This is a genomic window from Salinicola avicenniae, from assembly GCF_023736115.1.
Classification (GTDB): domain Bacteria; phylum Pseudomonadota; class Gammaproteobacteria; order Pseudomonadales; family Halomonadaceae; genus Salinicola; species Salinicola avicenniae.
On sequence record NZ_JAKQZC010000003.1, the window covers coordinates 201778 to 218730 of the forward strand.

Here is a 16953-nt window from a genome sequence, read left to right on the forward strand (position 1 = left end):
GCCGCCTTTCGCTATCTGGCGTCCATCTCCTTGAGACGATAGAGCAGATCCAGCGCGGCGCGCGGGCTGAGCGAGTCGACGTCCAGCGTTTGAAGTGTCTCGAGCGCAGGATGCGGCGTGGCGGCGAAGAGATCCGTTTGCTGGGGTGTCGGCGTGGTGCCGGCCTTCGGTAACGGCATCTCGGGCGGCTGTTCGAGGCTGGCAAGCTTCTCGCGCGCCCGCGCCACCACGTCCTGCGGAACGCCGGCGAGCTGGGCGACCTGCAGGCCGTAGCTCTGGCTGGCGGGGCCCTCCTCGACCCGGTGCATGAACACGATCCCGTCCTTGTGCTCGGCCGCCGTCAGATGCACGTTGGCCACCGTTTCCTGCTGTTCCGCCAGTGCGGTCATTTCGAAGTAGTGCGTCGCGAACAGGGTAAAGGCACGCTGCGCCGCCAGGTGCTCGGCGCTCGCCCAGGCCAGCGACAGGCCGTCGAAGGTACTGGTGCCGCGACCGATCTCGTCCATCAGCACCAGGCTTTCGGCGGTGGCGTTGTGCAGGATGCTGGCGGTTTCGGTCATCTCGACCATGAAGGTCGAGCGGCCGCCGGCGAGATCGTCGCTGGAGCCGATACGCGTGAAGATGCGGTCGATCGGGCCGATCTCGGCGCGCTCGGCGGGTACGAAGCAGCCGGTGTGGGCGAGCAGGGCAATCAGCGCCGTCTGACGCATGTAGGTCGATTTACCGCCCATGTTAGGGCCGGTGATGACCAGCATGCGCCGGCCGTCGTGGAGGCGCAGGTCGTTGGGCACGAACGGGTGCTGGCTGACGTGCTCGACCACCGGGTGGCGACCGCCGACGATCTCGAGGCCGGGTGCCGGCGCCAGCTGCGGCCGTACGAGCTCGAGCGCGCGTGCCCGCTCGGCAAAGGTGCCGAGCACGTCCAGCGAGGCCAGGGCGCGGCCGGTGGTCTGCAGGGCTTCGAGGTCAGCGTTGAGCGTGTCGATCAGGCTCTCGTAGAGCAGCTTTTCCCGGGCCAGTGCGCGGGACTTGGCCGACAGCGCCTTGTCCTCGAACTCCTTGAGCTCGGGGATGATAAAGCGCTCGGCGTTCTTCAGCGTCTGGCGGCGGATATAGTCCGCCGGCGCCTCGCGCGCCTGGGCGCGGGGAATCTCGATGTAGTAGCCGTGTACGCGGTTGTAGCCGACCTTGAGCCCGCTCAGGCCGGTGCGTTCTCGCTCGCGTGTCTCCAGCTGCACGAGATAGTCGCCGGCGTGTTCGGCGAGGCCACGATATTCGTCGAGCTCCGCGTCGAAGCCCTCGCGAATCACACCGCCGTCGCGGATGACCACCGGCGGGTTGTCGATCACGGCCCGCGTCAGGGTCTCGGCCAGTTCGGGATAGGGGCGGATATGGCGGGCCAGCTCGTCGAGCGCGCTCTCGCCCTCGATCCGCTCGAGATCGGCCTGCAGCTGGGGCAGCGCGACGAGGGCGTCGCGCAGACGGGCCAGGTCGCGGGGGCGGGCGCTGCGCAAGGCGACGCGGGCCAGGATGCGTTCGACGTCGCCGACTGCCTTGAGCGACTCGCGAATCCCCATGGCGTCGTCGTGGTCGAGCAGCAGTTCCACGGCGGCCTGGCGGGCAATGACCTGCGCCTGGTCGCGCAGTGGGCGGTTGAGCCAGCGCTTGAGCAGGCGCGAGCCCATCGGTGTCACGCTGGTATCGAGAACGCTGGCCAAGGTGTTGTCGCCACCGCCGCCGAGATTGACGTCGATCTCCAGGTTGCGCCGGCTGGCGGCGTCGATCACGACCGATTCGTCGCGGCTCTCGACGCCGAGGGCGGTGACGTGGGGCAGGCGCGAGCGCTGGGTGTCGCGGGCGTAGTCTATCAGCACGCCGGCGGCGACCAGCGCCGTTTCCAGGTGGGTGCAGCCGAAACCGCGCAGGTCGACCACGCCGAACTGGTCGCACAGCAGGCGGTTGGCCGTCTCCAGGTCGAAATGCCAGTCACTCTGACGTCGCAGGCCGGTGCGCTCGGCCAAGCTCGGCGGCAGCTCGAGGCTCTCGGCGGCGAGCAGCTCCGCCGGCTGCAGGCGATGAACTTCGGCCAGCATGTCGGCCTCGCCGTCGATCTCGAGCACATTGAAGCGCCCGCTCGACAGCTCCAGCCAGGCCAGTCCCCAGCGCTCGCCGACACTGTGCAGTGCGACCAGCAGATTGTCGCGGCTGGCATCGAGCAGGGCCTCGTCGTGCAGGGTGCCCGGCGTGACGATGCGCACCACGCGACGCTCCACCGGGCCCTTGGACGTGGCCGGGTCACCGATCTGTTCGCAGATCGCCACCGATTCACCGGATTTCACCAGCCGCGCCAGGTAGGACTCGGCGCTGTGATAGGGCACGCCGGCCATGGGGATGGGCTTGCCCGCGGACTGGCCCCGCGCAGTGAGCGTGATATCGAGCAGCTGTGCGGCGCGTTTGGCGTCGTCGTAGAACAGTTCGTAGAAATCGCCCATCCGATAGAAGAGCAGCACGTCCGGATGGTCGCGCTTGATCTTCAGGTATTGGGTCATCATGGGCGTGTGCTGCTGGGTCTTGCTGGTGGCCGCGTCCGGCATGGCGTCTCGATCCACTCTGTCGCGTTCTGGACGTCGACATGCCAGGGCGGCACGTCTTGGGAAAGCCGCAAGGTTATCATGTCGCCGACCCGGTCTACATGGACGGCCCCAGGTTGGCGCGCGTGCCCCCCCGACGCTGGAGGGCGTCATGCGCTAAGGTCTAATGATTTCACCCTCGGCATCGGCCAATAAGCCGTTACAGTGTCAGGAAGCGGCTATCCGAGGACACGCGCATGGCCAGGCTGGTGCTCAACCACCTCAGTGATTCGACCTACCGGCAGCTCGCCATCGAAGCCAATCGGCGCAACGTCAATATCAGTGAGCTGGCGGTCGTCCTGCTGGAGATTGCGGTATCGGAGATGGCAGGGCGGGCGCCGCCGCTCATGCCCCCCGATGATCCGCAGGAAGGCGATTGACCACGGCTCGTGGGCTGCTGCATCGACCTGGGCGACAGCGGCCTGTAGCGTGCCTGATGTTTCGCAGCCTGATGGAGTTCGACGGAAGGGGGGGCTGTGCCGGCCGCTCGCCAGCTCTTCTTATTTATCTTCATCGCCTTTTCTTCTCTACCTTCCGCTGCCGCTGACGCGGCCTTGTCGATTCGATACCTGCGTCAGGCGCGTGCGAGCGCCGTCGACGCCGCCACCGATACGCGTGCAGCGGCGGGGCACATGCCGATGAATGTCGGCGGTGGTTGCGTGCGTTTCGATAGCGCGCATACTGGGGCGGCACACCTCGTACTGACGCCCAACGAAAGATCGTTGGGCGAGGGGGAACACCGCGAGAGAGAGCCTGCTCATGACACCGGACAGCGTGCTGCCTGCGGGCACCGATGTGGACATCGAGACCCTGTCGTATCGTCTGGCCGAGGCGTGTCGACGGATGTCAGCGAGCGTGACCACCGCCGAGTCCTGCACGGGCGGTGGGGTCGCCAGCGCGATCACGGCGGTCGCCGGCAGCTCGGCCTATTTCGAAACCGGCTACGTGACCTACGCCAATGCCGCCAAGCAGCGACTGCTGGGGGTGTCCGCCGCGACGTTGGAGACGCATGGCGCGGTCAGCGAAGCGACCGTGCGCGAAATGGTCGCCGGCGCCTGCCGCGACAGCGGTGCCTCGCTGGGCGTGGCGATCAGCGGTGTGGCCGGGCCCGGTGGTGGTAGCGACGAGAAGCCGGTAGGGACGGTCTGGTTCGCCTGGGGAGAGGCTAACGAGCAGCGCGTTGCCTGCTATCGGCTACCGGGAGATCGTCAGCGCGTGCGGGAACTGGCGGTAGCCGTGGCGCTGTTGGGACTGATCGAGGCGCTGAATGCCGATCAGGACTCGCCCGACGCCTCGGCATCGAGGAAAATCGCCGACAGGGGATAGGCGAGCGCGCGATTTTTCGCCATACTACTGTCTAGTCATACAGTATGTGAGCCGAGCGCCGACGCCCCGTCTCACCCTGCGTACTCATAGGAGACCTTCATGGCACAGGACGAAAACCGCAGCAAGGCACTCAATGCGGCTTTGTCACAGATCGATCGCCAATTCGGCAAAGGCACCGTGATGCGTCTGGGCGATGCACCGCGTACCGCCGTGCCGGTGGTGTCCACGGGCTCGCTGGGGCTGGATATTGCACTCGGCGTGGGCGGGCTGCCCTATGGCCGCGTCGTCGAAATCTTCGGGCCGGAGTCCTCGGGCAAGACTACGCTGACGCTGTCGGTGATCGCGCAGGCGCAGAAAGACGGCAAGACCTGCGCCTTCGTGGATGCCGAGCACGCGCTCGACCCGAGCTATGCCGAGAAGCTCGGCGTCGATCTCGACGAGCTGCTGGTTTCGCAGCCGGACACCGGCGAGCAGGCACTGGAAATCTGCGACATGCTGGTTCGCTCCGGCGGCGTCGACGTGATCATCATCGACTCCGTGGCGGCGCTGACGCCGCGTGCCGAGATCGAGGGCGAGATGGGCGACTCGCACGTCGGCCTGCAGGCACGACTGATGTCCCAGGCGCTGCGCAAGATCACCGGCAACATCAAGAACGCGAATTGCATGGTGGTGTTCATCAACCAGATTCGCATGAAGATCGGCGTGATGTTCGGCAGCCCCGAAACCACCACCGGCGGCAACGCGCTCAAGTTCTACTCCAGCGTACGTCTCGATATCCGCCGTATCGGTTCGGTCAAGCAGGGCGACGAGGTCACCGGCAACGAGACGCGCGTAAAGGTTGTCAAGAACAAGGTCGCGCCGCCGTTCCGCCAGTCCGAGTTCCAGATCCTCTATGGCAAGGGGATCTATCACGCCGGCGAGGTCATCGACCTGGGCGTGCAGTGCAATCTGGTCGACAAGGCCGGTGCTTGGTACAGCTATCAGGGCAGCAAGATCGGTCAAGGCAAGGCCAATGCCGCGCAGTATCTCGAGCAGAATCCGGCGATCATGAAAGAGATCGAAGATCAGATTCGTGCTCAGCTGCTGGCCGTGCCCACCCCCAAGGAGAAGGAGTCCGAAGCGGCGGTAGCTGCCGGTGACGACGCCGACGATTCCCTGCTCTGAGCCTAAGTGAGCCCGGACCCTCGGCCATGAGCGAGACTGGCGAGCTTTCCCCCCGCGAGATCGCGATTCAGTTTCTGGCCCGGCGCGAATATGCCCGGGCCGAGCTGGCGCAGCGACTGGCAGCCAAGGCGGTGGCCGAAGAGGCTATCGCGCCGGCACTGGATGCCTTGGCGGCGGACGGACTGCAGTCTGACGAGCGCTTCGCCGAAGTGTTCGTGCGTTCGCGCATCGCCCGTGGTCAGGGGCCGGTCAAGATTCGTGCCGATATCCGCCAGCGCGGTATCGATGATGCGCTGACCGCGCTGGCACTGGAGAGCGAAGCGCCAGACTGGGACGAACTTGCCTGTCAGGCGCTTGCCAAGCGCTTCGATGGCCCCGGAGCGAGCCCACGAGAGCGCGCGCGTCGCGAGCGCTTCCTTGCCGGGCGTGGCTTCGAGTTTGACCAGGTCAGGCATGCCATGACCCACGCCTGGGACTGAATCGTAGCGATACCCGGTGGCCCTCCCGCTCGCGGATCTCTCTTTTGAGGCTTCCTCTTGGGGCTCCCTCCTGCCGTTAGCAGCCTTTCTTGCCGTTAGAAGATTTCTCTTGCCACCAGAGAACCGTCTTGTGGTGACAAGTCCTTCCTCGATGCCATCTCCGTGTTCGCGCGACAAGCGCGGCCACGACAGGGTGTGCGGGTGACCGGGATGGCTGTCGTTGTTCGGCCGGCGTATTGCCGATCCGATCTGGCCGGTTGCTTTCCCGACTGACCGATGGTTTTCCTGCCTCAACCCTACGCCGCTCGGCTTTCGTGCCGGCGACTGATGCCTCGATCTGGCCGCTGAATCCGGGCGACAGGGGTGTCGCACTCGACAGACTCACACTCGACCACGTTATACTAACGCGCTTTGCGATGGCTCGATGCCGCACTCGGCAGCGACATCGTGCCCGATTCTGCGTCGCCACGTGGTCCGTTCACCGCCGTGGGCACGCCTATCGCCACGGATTTTTTCATGAAAAGTGCAGATATCAGACAGGCTTTCCTGAGCTACTTCGAGGAGCGCGGACACACTATCGTGCCTTCCGCCTCTCTGGTACCGGAGAACGACCCGACCCTTCTCTTCACCAATGCCGGCATGGTCCCGTTCAAGGATGTCTTCCTAGGTCGCGACCCGCGCCCCTATGTGCGTGCCACCTCGGCCCAGCGCTGCGTGCGCGCCGGTGGCAAGCACAACGACCTCGACAATGTCGGCTATACCGCGCGCCATCACACCTTCTTCGAGATGATGGGCAACTTCAGCTTCGGTGACTACTTCAAGGCCGATGCCATCCGCTTCGCTTGGACTTTTATCACCGAAGTGCTGGCGCTGCCTAAGGAGCGCCTCTGGGTCACGGTACATATCAGCGACGATGAGGCGGCGAAGATCTGGACCGAGGAGATCGGCGTCGATCCGGCACGTCTCTCGCGCCTCGACGAAGACAACTTCTGGCAGATGGGCGATACCGGCCCGTGCGGTCCCTGCTCCGAAATTTTCTACGATCATGGCCCGGAAGTCTGGGGCGGCCCCCCGGGGACGCCGGAAGAGGACGGCGATCGCTACATCGAGGTGTGGAATCTGGTCTTCATGCAGTTCGACCGCGACGCTGCCGGCAATATGACGCCGTTGCCGAAGCCGTCGATCGATACCGGCATGGGGCTCGAGCGCATGGCCGCGGTCATGCAGGGCGTTCATTCCAACTACGAGATCGACCTGTTCCAGAACCTGCTGCTGGCCGCCGCCGAGCTCACCGGACACGACGATACGCGCGCGCCGTCGCTGCGCGTCATCGCCGACCATATTCGTTCCTGTGCCTTCCTGATCGTCGATGGCGTGCTGCCCTCCAACGAGGGGCGTGGTTACGTGCTGCGCCGCATCATCCGCCGTGCCGTGCGTCATGGCCACAAGCTGGGTGCCACCGAGCCGTTCTTCCACAAGCTGGTGGCTGCGCTGGATGCCGAGATGGGCGAGGCCTACCCGGAGCTGCGTCAGGCTCGTGAGCAGATCGAACGCGTGTTGTTGAAAGAAGAAGAACAGTTTGCGCGGACGCTGGATCACGGCATGGGGCTGCTGGAAGCGGCCCTAAGCGGACTTGAAGGCGACGTGCTCGCCGGCGAGACCGTGTTCAAGCTCTACGACACTTACGGCTTCCCCTACGACCTGACGGCCGATGTCTGCCGCGAGCGCGGCGTGACGCTCGACGAGGCTGGCTTCGAGCGCGAGCTGGAAGCGCAGCGCCAGCGCGCTCGCGCCGCCAGCCAATTCGGCGGCGACTATGGCGCCGCGCTCGAGCTCGAGGGGACGACCGAGTTCACCGGCTACGAGCGTCTCGAGGATCGTGCCACCGTCACCGCAATCGTCGATGCCGAGGGTAACGCGCTCGACTCGCTGGCGCCGGAGCAGAAGGGCGTTGTCGTGCTCGATCGCACGCCGTTCTACGGCGAATCGGGTGGCCAGGTCGGTGATACCGGCTATCTGCTGCTCGACGGTGGTCGTTTCCAGGTCACCGACACCCGCAAGCAGGCCGGCCATCATCTGCACGAAGGCCTCGTGCTCGAGGGCGAGGTGCGCGTCGGCCAGGCGGTGACGCCGCAGGTCGATCCGGCGCTTCGTCAGGCCACCATGCGCAATCACTCCGCAACTCACCTGCTTCACGAGGCGCTGCGTCAGACGCTGGGTGAACACGTGCAGCAGAAAGGGTCGCTGGTGAGTGCCGAGCGCCTGCGTTTCGACTTCAGCCACTTCGAGGCGGTCACCGGCGAGCAGCTGGCGCAGATCGAGCGCATCGTCAATGCTCAGATCATGGCCAACGCGCCGACGCAGGTCGAGGAGATGACGCTCGACGAAGCCAAGGCGCGCGGCGCGCGGGCGCTGTTCGAAGCCAAGTACGCCGACAGCGTGCGCGTGCTGACGATCGGTGCCGATGCGTTCTCGGTCGAGCTCTGCGGCGGGACCCATGTGGCGCGCAGCGGTGATATCGGGCCCTTCCATATCGTCGCCGAGACCGGCACGGCGTCGGGCGTGCGTCGCATCGAGGCCGTGACCGGTGAAGGCGCGCTTGCCTGGTTTGCGGCTCAGGAGCGTGAACTCACGGCAGTGGGCGAACGGTTGAAGGCCAAGCCCGAGCAAGTCGTCGAGCGTCTCGACGCGGTTCTCGAGCGTCAGCGCGGCCTGGAGAAAGAGCTCGAGCGACTCAAGGCCAAGCTGGCCAGCGCCGCCGGCAACGATCTGCTCGCCGAGGCGCAGGACGTGGCCGGCATCCGGGTCCTGGCGACCCGGCTGGAGGGCGTCAGCGGCAAGGACCTGCGTGGCCTGCACGACCAGCTCAAGCAGAAGATGGGGTCCGGCGTGCTGGTGCTGGCGGCGGCGCAGGAAGGCAAGGTCAGCCTGATCGCGGGTGTCACCGACGACCTGACCGGCAAGCTCAAGGCGGGCGAACTGGTCAATCACGTCGCGGCGCAGGTCGGCGGCAAGGGCGGTGGCCGCCCCGACATGGCGCAGGCGGGTGGCAGCGAGCCGGCGCAACTGCCCGGCGCGCTTGCCAGCGTGGCCGACTGGGTGGCGGAACGTCTCGGCTAAATGCATTCCGGTCGATGTGCAGGCACGTCGGCCGACAACGCTAGGGAGCGATAGACAGACTCATGGCGCTATACGTACAAAAATTCGGCGGCACTTCCGTCGGTTCGGTGGAGCGGATCAAGGCGGTCGCCGAGAAGGTCAAGCGCGATCGCGACGCGGGTCACCAGGTCGTGGTTGTGGTCTCGGCGATGAGCGGCGAAACCAATCGGCTGATCGATCTGGCGTCGCAGATCAACGAGGACCCGACGCCACGCGAGATGGACATGCTGGTCTCCACCGGTGAGCAGGTGACCATCTCGCTGCTGGCGATGGCTCTGCATCAGCTCGGCGTGCCGGCGACCTCCTATACCGGTGCGCAGGTGGGTATCCGCACCGATAGCGCCCATACCAAGGCGCGCATCCAGCGCATCGAGACCGATGATCTCAAGGGCGATCTCGATGACGGGCAGGTTGTCGTCGTCGCCGGCTTTCAGGGCGTCGATGAAGAGGGCAATATCACCACGCTGGGGCGCGGCGGTTCGGATACCACCGGGGTCGCGCTTGCGGCGGCGTTGAACGCCGACGAGTGCCAGATCTACACCGACGTCGATGGCGTCTACACCACCGATCCGCGCGTCTGTTCGAAGGCGCAGCGCCTCGAGCGCATCACCGTCGAGGAGATGCTGGAGCTGGCGAGTCTGGGTTCCAAGGTGTTGCAGATCCGCGCGGTGGAATTCGCCGGCAAATACAATGTACCGCTACGCGTGCTGTCGAGCTTCGAAGAGGGCCCGGGCACGCTGATCGTGGCTGACGAGGAAATCGAATCGATGGAAGAACCCCTGATCTCCGGCATCGCCTTTACCACGAACGAAGCCAAGCTGACGCTGCTCAACACGCCCGACGTGCCCGGCGTGGCTTCGCGTATTCTCGGGCCGATCGCCGATGCCAACATCGAAGTCGACATGATCGTCCAGAACGTGGCGCCGACCGGCGACTACACCGACTTCACCTTCACCGTCGCCAAGGGCGACTACAAGCAGACCATGCGCATCCTGCAGAACGATGTCATCCCGGCGCTGGGTGGCGGCGAGCTGCGTGGCGACGACAATATCGCCAAAGTGTCGCTGGTCGGTGTCGGCATGCGCTCCCACGCGGGGGTTGCCTCCAAGATGTTCCGCGTCCTGGCCGAAGAAAACATCAACATTCGCATGGTCTCCACTTCCGAGATCAAGATCTCTGTCGTGATCGACGACAAGGCCATGGAACTCGCCGTGCGCGCATTGCATACGGCCTTCGGTCTCGATAAAGACAGCATTCATAGCGAATAATCCGAATAACACCTTCAAGATTGTCTCAGGCGTTCTACGCTTAGGGGGGAGTTGGAACGAAGTGAATGGAATCGAGCGCTTTTTTCAACGCAACCACGGGTGTCATGGAACGGCGTCATTGGCCTGCCGGCTTGTATGACGCATAATCGCTTCTCGGGTGCATACCTGCACTGCAGACGGCCCGAAAGCGTGACCCGAGAATGGAAGAAGGTCCTGAGAAGGAGATCAGACAATGCTCATCCTGACCCGTCGAGTGGGAGAAACTCTCATGATCGGCGACGAGATTACCGTCACCGTTCTGGGGGTGAAAGGGAATCAGGTGCGCATCGGCGTTAATGCGCCCAAGGATGTGGCCGTCCACCGTGAAGAAATCTATCAGCGCATTCAGCGCGAGAAGACGGAAGACGAAGACGACGGTCCTGGCGTATAAGTGTTCGAGGTGCGTGCTGGAACCGTCTGAGCTGGTGAAGTCGTCCCCTTTATCGGCTCGGGCTTGTCCCTCGACCCTACCTTCATTAGCTCGATCACGTTCCGATATCACCACCCTCCGGTAAGCTGTTCATCCCCTGAGGTTTTTTTCGAAAAAATTGAGTTTTCTTCTGGACATGACGCAATCGAATCGGTAACCTATGCGCCGTGCTGATCGGGGAGAGGTGGCCGAGTGGCTGAAGGCGCTCCCCTGCTAAGGGAGTATAGGGTTTATAGCCCTATCGAGGGTTCGAATCCCTCCCTCTCCGCCATTTCCAATTCGTTGGAATTCGATCAAGCCAACGCCACGTGATCGTGGCCTGTTGAATGTGAATTAGCGCCCGTAGCTCAGCTGGATAGAGTACCTGACTACGAATCAGGTGGTCGGAGGTTCGAATCCTCCCGGGCGCGCCACATCCGACAGGATTGCTGCGAAAGCGGCGATCAACCCAGTTTCAGCGCCCGTAGCTCAGCTGGATAGAGTACCTGACTACGAATCAGGTGGTCGGAGGTTCGAATCCTCCCGGGCGCGCCATACAGACGACACCCGCACGCTTTGCGTGCGGGTGTTTTCGTTTGTGTATCCGCAGTTCGTTCGTGCATTCGCGGTTTGTTCGTCATCCGCTACGGGTACTGGTCGGCAAGCTTACGGCTTCGCGCCATTCTCGCCCGCCTTCCCACTTCTTGTGGCACCTTGAGACGTCCTGACAGCGTCAGCGGTCAAAATGAGGGCGTGCGTCGGCGTGCTGTCCGCCCGTCGTCGCGATTCGTGCCGGTCCCCATCGCCTGTATCACCTGTCGCCGGGGCGCCTGCGAGCGCGCTCAGGGTGTCGCTGTCAGCTGCGCCTCGGGCGCTTCGTCCGTCGTGTCGGCAGACCACGCCTGCAGTCCTTCGAGAAAGGCGTGCAGGTCCTGCTCGCGCCGAATCGCGGCGAAGCAGGCGGCCGCGTTGGCATCGCGACCTCGCATGATGTTGAGCCACTGCTTGAGTAGCGAGACGATAAACTTCGCCGGCAGGCCGTCGGCCTGCTTGCTCGCCGCATAGCGGCACAGCGTTTCACGTCGCACCGACCAGGGGGTGGGGGGGAGGCGCTCGCCGCCGCTCGTCTGCCAGTGACGAATACGTCTTGCCAGCCAAGGATCGGCGAGGATGCCGCGCCCCAGCATCACGTCGCGACAGCCGGAGAGCGAACGCGCCTTCCAGTAATCCTCGAGTGTCCAGATATCGCCGTTGGCCACCACGGGCACCGACACGGCGGCACGAATGCGTGCGATCCACTCCCAGTGCGCCGGCGGGCGATAGCCTTCGCGCCGGGTGCGGGCATGTACCACCAGCTCGGCGGCGCCGCCGGCTTCGGCCGCGCGGGCGCATGCCAGGGCCAGACGCTTGTCATCGAACCCGAGCCGCAGCTTGGCGTTGACCGAGGCGCCATGGCGGGCAGCAACGTTGGCCACGGCGGCCACGGCCGCTTCCACGCGTGCCGGTGTGCGTAACAGCGAGGCGCCGCCGTCGTGGCGATTGACCAGTTTGGCCGGGCAACCGAAGTTGAGATCGAGGAGCGTCGCGCCGAGCGCGATCGCTTGCTCGGCATTGGCCGCCAAGGCAACCGGGTCGGAGCCGAGTAGCTGTAGCGTGACGGGCGTGCCTGTCGGTGTCAGCGGTCCGCTCTCGCCCGTCTGGGCCAGCTCCGGGCAGTGGCGAAGGAAAACTCTGGCCGGCAGGCGGGCATCGACCACGCGAACGAATTCGGTCACGCACCAGTCAAGTGTCCCGTCGGCGCTCAGCAGCGCCCGGGTATCGGCATCGATCACGCCCTCCATGGGCGCCAGGCCGATGCGTCCGGTGGCATGTGGCTCGAGAGCGGGCGTGGGGGAGAAGAGAGAAGCGGGGTCGGACATGCGGCCTCCGTGAAATCGGCCGCCAAGCTAGCACATTTTGTCGTTGTCGCGAATGCCGTGCTCCGCTGATTCGGCGTTTCAGGGGGCCGGTGAGGGGAGCGCTCGCGGCCATTGGCGGTATCCGCGAGCGCTATCCTGCCTGGTGAGGGATTAGCGTCGTGCCGCGGCGCGCTGGCGCAGCAGGCCGCGCACGGTGAAGGCGACCGAGAGCACGGCAAGGATCAGTAGCCCGGCCGAGATCGGGCGGGTGAAGAACAGTGTCCAGTCTTCGTCGGCCATCAGCGCCCGGCGCAGGTTGGTCTCGGCGATCGGCCCGAGGATCACGCCGAGCACCAACGGTGCCAGCGGATAGTCGAGCTTGGCCAGCGCGTAGCCGACCAGGCCGATGCCGACCAGCAGATAGAGATCCGTGATGCGGTTGTTGAGGGCCAGTGCACCGACCGCGCAGCAGGTCAGCACCACCGGCACGATGACCGACTTGGGAATGGTGGTGATCTTGAGAAACCAGCGCAGGCTGAGCAGGCAGAACACCAGCACCATGCCGGCGGCCAGGAACATCGCCAGGAACATGCCGTAGACCAGATCGGCGTTGTCCATGATCAGGCGCGGCCCGACGCTGACGCCCTGCACCATCAGGGCTGCCATCAATACCGCATCCACGGCGCTGCCGGGGATGCCTAGCGCGATCATCGGAATCAGTCCGCCACCGGCGGTGGCCGAGTTGCCTGACTCGGAGGCGACCACGCCGTCAGCGATACCGGTGCCGAAACGCTCCGGCGTCTTCGAGGCACGCTTGGCCTGATCGTAGGCGATCAGGTTGGCGATGCTGCCGCCGGCGCCGGGTACCGCGCCAATGATCACGCCCACGAGCGACGAGCGCAGCAGATTGACGGGGCGGGCGAGCACTTCGCGCATGACGGTCAGTGGCTGGAGCTGGAGGCGTCCGTGAATCAATGCCTTGCCCTGGCGCAGCTCCTCGGGATTCTCCACTTCGCCGGCCAGCTGGCTGACGGCGAAGATACCGATCAGCACCACCAGAAACGGGAAGCCGGCGGCGAGCACGTCGACGCCGAAGGTGAAGCGGGGTACGCCCATCATCGGATCCTGGCCAACGGTGGCAATGAACAGTCCCAGCAGGCTCATCATCAGCCCCTTGAGCACCGACTTGCCGACCAGGCTCGCGACCACGGTGATGGCGAACAGGATCAGCGAGAAATACTCCCAGGGGCCGAGCTTGACCGCGATCAGCGCCAGCGGTGGTGCCGCGACGATCAGCACGATGGCGCTGACCAGCGCCCCGAAGAACGACGCCCAGATGCCCAGCCCGAGCGCGCGGCCCGGCTCGCCGTTACGCGCCATGGGGTAGGCGTCGAAGGTGGTGGCGACCGAGGAGGGGGTGCCGGGAATCCCCAGCAGGGCGGCGCTGATCAGGCCGCCCGAACAGCCACCCACATAGACCGCGAGCATGGTGGCGACCCCCTGCAGTGGCGGCATGGAGAACGTCACCGGTAGCGTCAGCACGATCGCCATGGTGACGGTAAAGCCGGGGATGGCGGCAGCGATCACGCCGGCCACCACCCCGATCAGCATGCTGGCAATCGTGGCCAGCGAGAAGAGTTGCTCGACACTGGAGAGCAGTGCGTCGGTCATCGGCATCGGAAGGCTCCCTCGGGCCCTGGTGCTTGTACGAGTCGAACGGCCGAGGCCGTGGAATCAGAAGAGTCGGCCTGGTGGCAGCGAGATCAGGAAGACCTGGCTGAACAGCGCATGCAGCCCCACGCTGAACAGGACGGATACGATCAGGGCGGTCAGCAGGCGCTGGCCTCGACGCGCGCCGAGAATCCACTGCACACCCAGCAGGAATAGAAACGAGGCGACAGTGAAACCGACCCACGGCATCAGCGCGGCATAGAGCGCGAAGGTTGCCAGCGTCGCGAAGGCGAGGCGGCGGTGGATAAACCAGGCCAGGGTGCCGGTCCTGCAGGCCGCGTCACTGCGCCGCCAGGCGTTGACCGACTGCAGCAGCAGCGCGACGTTGAACAGCACCAGTGCACCCAGTACCAGGCGTGGAAAGGAGCCGGCGCCCAATGGTTCCCACATCGAGGAGGGGAGCTCGCCGGCCTGCACGAAGAGCGCGCTGAACAGGGCGGCCAGTGCGGCGTTGAACAGACCGTTGGCGAGCGCCTTGCCGCGGGCGTCCGACGCCTCCCGCGGTGAGCGGGAGGCGGTATCGGTGGCGTCGTTCATCGGGCCAGCTTGCCTGAGAGGCGCTCGATGGTGGCATCGACGTCGGCGAGGTAGTCGGTATAGGCGTCGGGGCCCATGAATTCGACCTGCGCGCCGGCGCGGTTCATGCGTTCGATGAATGCCGGATCCTGCGACATCGTCTCGAAGGCGTCGGCCAGGGTCTCGACCTTGGCGTCATCGATGCCCTGGGGCGCGACGATGCCACGGTTGACGCTCAGGTTGAGGCTGTCGTAGCCCAGCTCCTTGAACGTCGGTACGTTGGGTGTGTCGTCGAGGCGCTGGTTGCTGCCCACGGCCAGAAAGCGCAGATCGCCGTTCTTGACGAACTCCAGACTGGAGGAAATATCGCCGATGGCGGCGTCGACGTGCCCGCCGACCAGGCCGCGAATACGCGCGCCGGTCCCTTCATAGCCCACATAGCGGAACTCGGCGCCGATGGCATCCTCGATCATGGCGGCGTGGACGTGCGGGATACCGCCCAGTGTCGCACCGACACGAATCTCGCCGGGATGCGCCTTGGCATACTCGGCGAAGTCGTCGAACGTCTGCCAGTCACTGTCGCCGTTGACCACCAGATACTGTGGCGAAGAGGCCAGCGAGGCGATCGGCTGGAAGTCGTCCCAGTCGAGCTGGGTCAGGCCGGTGGCGTTGGCGGCCATCAGTCCCTCGTGGATCTGGCCAACGGTGTAGCCGTCCGGATCGCGATCGGCCAGTTCCTTGAGTCCCAGCGTGCCACTGACGCCGGGCATGTTGATCACCGGCAGGGGCTGGCCGATGGCATCGTCGGCCGCGTTGGAGATGATCCGCATCAGCGTGTCGCTGCCGCCGCCCGGTGACCAGGGCACGATAAACTCGATGGCGTGGTCGGGGTACGCCTGCGCTTGCGCCGTGGCGCTGGTGGCGAGGGCGCCGACCGTGAGGCCGAGTGTCAAGCTGGCAACGGTGCCGCTGGCGGTCAGCAGGCGGCGCATACGGCCTTCACGGGCATGGCGGAGAGAGTTCTGAAGCATGATGTTGTCCTTGTCCTTGTCGTTGTGCGATCCAGATCGCGTTGTCGAGTCACGGTTGCTGTCGTTGTCGTTGTCGTTGCTGTCTTTGTTGTCGCTGCTGTCGTTGTCACCCGGTTGGTCGTTGGCCCGATCGCGGCAGGGCGCGGCGATCGGGTCAACGGGTGGCCGGCGAGTGTGATGCCTAGCCGAGCAGCAGTCCGCCGTAGACCAGCCCCAACAGGACTGCCCACACCGGATGGCAACGGAACCGCCACAGCAGCAGGGCCGAGGCGAGCCCGATGATGGCAGTATGCAGCCAGCCGGCGCCGGCGGCGCCCTCGCTCAGGAACGACCAGGTGAGGTAGGCCATTAGTACCATGATGACCGGTCGCACCCACTGGCTCATGGATTTCACCTTGATCGACTCGCGGTAGCGGTAGAGCGTCCCCAGCGCCACAAGCATCAGCAGCAGCGACGGCGCCACGGTGGCGAAGGTCGCGACCAGGCTGCCGCCAAGCCCGCCGACTTCGTAGCCGATGTAGCCGGCCATCTTGGTCGCGATGGGACTGGGCAGGGTGTTGCCGAGTGCCAGCGTCTCGGCGAACTGCTGTGAGGTCATCCAGCCGTAATGGCCGACGACTTCATTCTCGATCAGGGGGATGATCGCCGGGCCGCCGCCGTAGCCGATGATGTTGGGAATGAAGAAGGCGAGGAAGAGGTCCCAGTAGATCATGAGCCCGTCTCCGGTGGCGGTGCGTCCGGTGTCTTGCGCTTGGGCTCCGGGCGCATCAGCGCGGCGATCAACAGCGCGCCGATGACCAGGCCGGGGTGCACGCCGAGACCGTAGATCAGCCCGCCCGCGACGATGCCCATCACCAGCGTGGCGATCCAGCCCAGCGCCAGGCGCGACTTCTGGAAGAAGTCCCAAGTGAGCTGGGCCATCATGATCATCACGACCGGCACCACGCCCTCGCTCATGCCCTGGATCCAGCGCTGATCGCGGAAGCGCGTGAAGACGCCGAGCAGCAGTGCCATCGCCACGATGCACGGTAGGATTACCGCGAGCACGGCATTCACGCAGCCGAGCGTGCCGCCGACCCGGTAGCCGATATAGCCGGCCATCTTCGTGGCGATGGGCCCGGGCAGGGTATTGCCGATAGCGAGGACGTCTCCGAAGTCGTCATCGGTCATCCACGAGTAGCGCGTGACGGCCTCGGCGCGCACCAGCGGGATCATCGACGGGCCGCCGCCGAAGCCGAGCAGGCCGATGCGCAGGAATGCGACGAACAGTTGTCGCTGAGTGGTCAGGGATCGGGAGGCCATC

General features: G+C 65.1%; 14 protein-coding genes and 3 tRNA genes. 10 read left to right on the forward strand and 7 right to left on the reverse strand.

The features are described 5' to 3' along the window. Positions 1-11 precede the first annotated feature (11 nt). Positions 12-2594, reverse strand: coding sequence for a DNA mismatch repair protein MutS (gene mutS / locus MC381_RS07385; RefSeq protein ID WP_251977094.1), 2583 nt, complete (start codon positions 2592-2594; stop codon positions 12-14). Between the two features lie 233 nt (positions 2595-2827). On the opposite strand from mutS, the gene MC381_RS07390 reads away from it, so the two are divergent. The 10 genes from MC381_RS07390 (at position 2828) to MC381_RS07435 (ending at position 11029) form a co-directional block, all read left to right on the forward strand. Continuing rightward, positions 2828-3010 carry a hypothetical protein gene (locus tag MC381_RS07390; protein WP_251977095.1) on the forward strand — a complete coding sequence of 61 codons (183 nt, stop codon included), beginning with the start codon at positions 2828-2830 and terminating at the stop codon, positions 3008-3010. Between the two features lie 379 nt (positions 3011-3389). After that, on the forward strand, positions 3390-3956 hold the full coding sequence (locus MC381_RS07395) for a CinA family protein (RefSeq protein WP_251977096.1): 567 nt from the start codon (positions 3390-3392) through the stop codon (positions 3954-3956). A 99-nt stretch (positions 3957-4055) separates the two neighbouring features. Further along, the gene (gene recA, locus MC381_RS07400) at positions 4056-5120 is read left to right on the forward strand and encodes a recombinase RecA (RefSeq protein WP_251977097.1); all 1065 of its coding nucleotides are present in this window, start codon (positions 4056-4058) and stop codon (positions 5118-5120) included. Between the two features lie 26 nt (positions 5121-5146). Beyond that, the gene (locus tag MC381_RS07405) at positions 5147-5599 is read left to right on the forward strand and encodes a regulatory protein RecX (RefSeq protein ID WP_251977098.1); all 453 of its coding nucleotides are present in this window, start codon (positions 5147-5149) and stop codon (positions 5597-5599) included. A gap of 516 nt (positions 5600-6115) precedes the next feature. Next, positions 6116-8719, forward strand: a complete 2604-nt coding sequence (gene alaS, locus MC381_RS07410) for an alanine--tRNA ligase (RefSeq protein ID WP_251977099.1) — start codon at positions 6116-6118, stop codon at positions 8717-8719. Positions 8720-8781: 62 nt separating this feature from the next. Then, a complete protein-coding gene (locus MC381_RS07415) occupies positions 8782-10026 on the forward strand; it encodes an aspartate kinase (protein ID WP_251977100.1) in 1245 nt (414 codons plus the stop codon). Between the two features lie 232 nt (positions 10027-10258). Next, entirely contained in the window at positions 10259-10456 is a 198-nt protein-coding gene (gene csrA / locus MC381_RS07420; protein WP_251977101.1) for a carbon storage regulator CsrA, read from the forward strand. Between the two features lie 217 nt (positions 10457-10673). Then, positions 10674-10766 (forward strand) — tRNA-Ser (locus MC381_RS07425). A gap of 65 nt (positions 10767-10831) precedes the next feature. Continuing rightward, a tRNA-Arg gene (locus tag MC381_RS07430) sits at positions 10832-10908 on the forward strand. Positions 10909-10952: 44 nt separating this feature from the next. Further along, a tRNA-Arg gene (locus tag MC381_RS07435) sits at positions 10953-11029 on the forward strand. 287 nt (positions 11030-11316) lie between these two features. Here the strand turns inward: MC381_RS07435 and MC381_RS07440 are convergent. From MC381_RS07440 to MC381_RS07465, 6 genes are all read right to left on the reverse strand, one after another. Then, positions 11317-12315: a tRNA dihydrouridine synthase gene (locus tag MC381_RS07440; protein WP_251977473.1), complete on the reverse strand. Its 999-nt coding sequence runs from the start codon at positions 12313-12315 to the stop codon at positions 11317-11319. A 228-nt stretch (positions 12316-12543) separates the two neighbouring features. Then, positions 12544-14049 (reverse strand): tripartite tricarboxylate transporter permease, encoded by a 1506-nt coding sequence (locus MC381_RS07445; protein ID WP_251977102.1) that lies wholly within the window; start codon positions 14047-14049, stop codon positions 12544-12546. Between the two features lie 57 nt (positions 14050-14106). Next, a complete protein-coding gene (locus MC381_RS07450) occupies positions 14107-14640 on the reverse strand; it encodes a tripartite tricarboxylate transporter TctB family protein (RefSeq protein WP_251977103.1) in 534 nt (177 codons plus the stop codon). Then, positions 14637-15650 carry a Bug family tripartite tricarboxylate transporter substrate binding protein gene (locus tag MC381_RS07455; RefSeq protein ID WP_251977104.1) on the reverse strand — a complete coding sequence of 338 codons (1014 nt, stop codon included), beginning with the start codon at positions 15648-15650 and terminating at the stop codon, positions 14637-14639. Before MC381_RS07455 ends, MC381_RS07450 begins: the two co-directional genes overlap by 4 nt. Before the next feature lie 181 nt (positions 15651-15831). Continuing rightward, positions 15832-16362: a chromate transporter gene (locus tag MC381_RS07460; RefSeq protein WP_251977105.1), complete on the reverse strand. Its 531-nt coding sequence runs from the start codon at positions 16360-16362 to the stop codon at positions 15832-15834. After that, positions 16359-16952, reverse strand: coding sequence for a chromate transporter (locus tag MC381_RS07465; RefSeq protein WP_251977106.1), 594 nt, complete (start codon positions 16950-16952; stop codon positions 16359-16361). The genes MC381_RS07460 and MC381_RS07465 overlap by 4 nt, the downstream gene beginning before the upstream one ends. Position 16953: the final 1 nt, after the last annotated feature.

Bases quoted from the DNA above. Each gene is read 5' to 3' on its own strand.
- mutS (WP_251977094.1), bottom strand. From the start codon at position 2,594: ATGCCGGACGCGGCCACCAGCAAGACCCAGCAGCACACGCCCATGATG.
- MC381_RS07390 (WP_251977095.1), top strand. From the start codon at position 2,828: ATGGCCAGGCTGGTGCTCAACCACCTCAGTGATTCGACCTACCGGCAG.
- MC381_RS07395 (WP_251977096.1), top strand. From the start codon at position 3,390: ATGACACCGGACAGCGTGCTGCCTGCGGGCACCGATGTGGACATCGAG.
- recA (WP_251977097.1), top strand. From the start codon at position 4,056: ATGGCACAGGACGAAAACCGCAGCAAGGCACTCAATGCGGCTTTGTCA.
- MC381_RS07405 (WP_251977098.1), top strand. From the start codon at position 5,147: ATGAGCGAGACTGGCGAGCTTTCCCCCCGCGAGATCGCGATTCAGTTT.
- alaS (WP_251977099.1), top strand. From the start codon at position 6,116: ATGAAAAGTGCAGATATCAGACAGGCTTTCCTGAGCTACTTCGAGGAG.
- MC381_RS07415 (WP_251977100.1), top strand. From the start codon at position 8,782: ATGGCGCTATACGTACAAAAATTCGGCGGCACTTCCGTCGGTTCGGTG.
- csrA (WP_251977101.1), top strand. From the start codon at position 10,259: ATGCTCATCCTGACCCGTCGAGTGGGAGAAACTCTCATGATCGGCGAC.
- MC381_RS07440 (WP_251977473.1), bottom strand. From the start codon at position 12,315: ATGGAGGGCGTGATCGATGCCGATACCCGGGCGCTGCTGAGCGCCGAC.
- MC381_RS07445 (WP_251977102.1), bottom strand. From the start codon at position 14,049: ATGCCGATGACCGACGCACTGCTCTCCAGTGTCGAGCAACTCTTCTCG.
- MC381_RS07450 (WP_251977103.1), bottom strand. From the start codon at position 14,640: ATGAACGACGCCACCGATACCGCCTCCCGCTCACCGCGGGAGGCGTCG.
- MC381_RS07455 (WP_251977104.1), bottom strand. From the start codon at position 15,650: ATGCTTCAGAACTCTCTCCGCCATGCCCGTGAAGGCCGTATGCGCCGC.
- MC381_RS07460 (WP_251977105.1), bottom strand. From the start codon at position 16,362: ATGATCTACTGGGACCTCTTCCTCGCCTTCTTCATTCCCAACATCATC.
- MC381_RS07465 (WP_251977106.1), bottom strand. From the start codon at position 16,952: ATGGCCTCCCGATCCCTGACCACTCAGCGACAACTGTTCGTCGCATTC.